General features: G+C 76.0%; 2 protein-coding genes. One reads left to right on the forward strand and one right to left on the reverse strand.

Annotation, left to right across the window (positions count from 1 at the left end):
* Positions 1–62 precede the first annotated feature (62 nt).
* The gene (locus CWIS_RS16405) at positions 63–725 is read right to left on the reverse strand and encodes a TetR/AcrR family transcriptional regulator (RefSeq protein ID WP_048344421.1); all 663 of its coding nucleotides are present in this window, start codon (positions 723–725) and stop codon (positions 63–65) included.
* 195 nt (positions 726–920) lie between these two features.
* Here CWIS_RS16405 and CWIS_RS16410 point away from each other — a divergent pair, with 195 nt between their 5' ends.
* Positions 921–2,207: a GAF domain-containing protein gene (locus tag CWIS_RS16410; RefSeq protein WP_231583959.1), complete on the forward strand. Its 1,287-nt coding sequence runs from the start codon at positions 921–923 to the stop codon at positions 2,205–2,207.
* Positions 2,208–2,286 lie beyond the last annotated feature (79 nt).

The following is a 2,286-nucleotide window of genomic DNA, read 5'->3' on the forward strand; positions in this document are numbered from 1 at the left end:
AGGGCGGTCGGAGGGGTCGGGGTGCTGCGGGCGGCCGCGGCGGGAGGGTGGCACGCGGCGGGTCAGGCGACGACCGCGGCGGGCAACCGCGCGGCCTCGTCGTCCGGGTGCCGCTCGTCGGCGGACGGCTCGACCGTCAGGACGCCGACCGCGCGCAGCACGAACGCCTCGGTCTGCTCGATCGCGCGCTCGCGCTCGGGCCCGTCGTCGGGGACGCCCCGGCCGGACAGGCACGCGTTGACGAGCGGGACGGTGGTGTCGAGGTCCTGCTCCGGGAACGCGCCCGACGCGATGCCGTCGGTGAGGATCTCGCGCAGGATCCGCTCGACGACCACCACGTGCTCGCGCACGCGCTGCTGCGTCTGGCGGGACAGGACGCTGCGCAGCTCCGGGCCGGGGGCCACGTGGTAGACGCGCTTGAGCTGGATCTGCTGGCTCACGTAGGTGCGCAGGCGCTCGACCGGGTCGTCGAGGTCGTCGAGAGCGCGCTGCAGCGACGCGGCGTACTGCTCGGTCTCGTGCGTGATGAAGCCGACGAGGAGCGCTTCCTTGTCGGGGAAGTGGTTGTACACGGCGGTGCGGCCGACGCCCGCGGCGTGCGCGATCTCGGCGAGGGTCACGGCGTCGAAGCCGCGCTCCGCCATGAGGGTCGAGAGCGCGGCGAACAGCTTCTGCCGGGTCTGCTCGCGGTGCTCGTGGAGCGACCCGCCGATGATCTTGGGCATGCTGACAGTCTGACACAACATGTCAGATCGCCCGCATCGCGTGCACCCGCCAGCGGACCCGCAGGCCAGGGGCCCGCGATCCGCGTGATCACGCGGCTCCCGCTGCCGATACGGGACTTTGGTCCTTACACTCGGTTCGACCGTCGGTGCCGCCGGTGCACGCGCCGCACCGACCCCGAAGTGCGGGAGGTGCTCGTGCCCACGACGACCGAGCCCACGACGACCGAGCCCACGACGACCGAGCCCACGACGACCCTGCCCGCCGACGTCCGCGCCGCGCAGGACACGTTCGTCAGCACCGGTCGGCTCGCGGGGTCGGTCCGCCGCCTCGTCGCGGACTCCTGGCAGCGCAGCCGCCGCAGCGGCGTCGACCCCGAGCACCCCGCGCCGCGCGTCGACGTGTCCGCGAACGACCTCGACGGCCTGCGCCGCGCGACGCCCCTGACCGACGCGCTCCCCGTGGTCCGCCGCCTCCTGCTCGACACCGACCCGCAGTGGGTCGCGGCGATGACGGACGCGTCGGGCCGGCTCCTGTGGGTCGAGGGGAACGCGCAGGTGCGACGCGCGGTCAGCGGTGTCGGGTTCGTCGAGGGCGCGGTGTGGAGCGAGGACTGCGCGGGCACCAACGCGCCCGGCACGGCGCTCGCGACCAACCGCGAGGTCCAGGTGATCGGCAGCGAGCACTGGGCGCACCCCGTGCACGCGTTCAGCTGCGCGGCGGCGCCCGTGCACGACGCGCACGGGCGCGTGCTCGGGGTCCTCGACATCACCGGTGGGCCCGTCGTCGGGACCGGGCTCGCGATGCAGCTTGTCCGCGCGACCGCCACGGCCGTGGAGGCGACGGTCGGGCGGGTCACGACGAGCCCGCCCGCCGGACTCCCGGCGCCGACGCTGCGCGTGCTCGGCAGCCAGGGGGGCACGCTCGTCGTGGACGGCGCCGCGCACCGGCTCACGGGCCGGCACGCGGAGATCCTGCTCCTGCTCGCGGAGCACCCCGCCGGGCTGACGGGCGACGAGCTCGGGGTGCTGCTGTCGCAGTCCGACCTCTCGGGCGTGACCGTGCGCGCCGAGGTGTCGCGGCTGCGGCGCGTGGTCGGCCCGTTGCTGAGCGAGTCGCGCCCGTACCGGCTGACGCGCGCGGTGCGCACCGACGTCGACGCGGTCCGCGAGGCCCTCGCGCTCGGCGACGTCGCGCAGGCCGTCGGCTCCTACACGGGGCCCGTGCTGCCGCGTTCGTCGTCGCCGGGGGTCGAGCGGGTCCGGCAGGCCGTGTCCGACGAGGTGCGCGCCGCCGTCCTCGCGTCGCGAGACCCGAGGGTGATCGTGCGCTGGGCCGCGTCCGACGAGGGCGCCGACGACCTCACCGCGTGGCGCGCGCTCGCGGCGAGCAGCCCCGTCGGCTCCGCGGCTCACCTGCGGGCGAGCGCCCGGCTGGGCCGCCTGGAAGCCGAGCTGGGACCGCACGCGGCGCGCCGAGGCTGACCGTCCCGGTCCCCGCGGCCGGGCCCGGGCACCGATGGCCGCACGCTCGTCGGTGCGGCAAGATGCGTCGGGGGCGGGG

It is taken from the genome of Cellulomonas sp. A375-1 (genome assembly GCF_001040865.1).
Lineage (GTDB): Bacteria > Actinomycetota > Actinomycetes > Actinomycetales > Cellulomonadaceae > Cellulomonas > Cellulomonas gelida.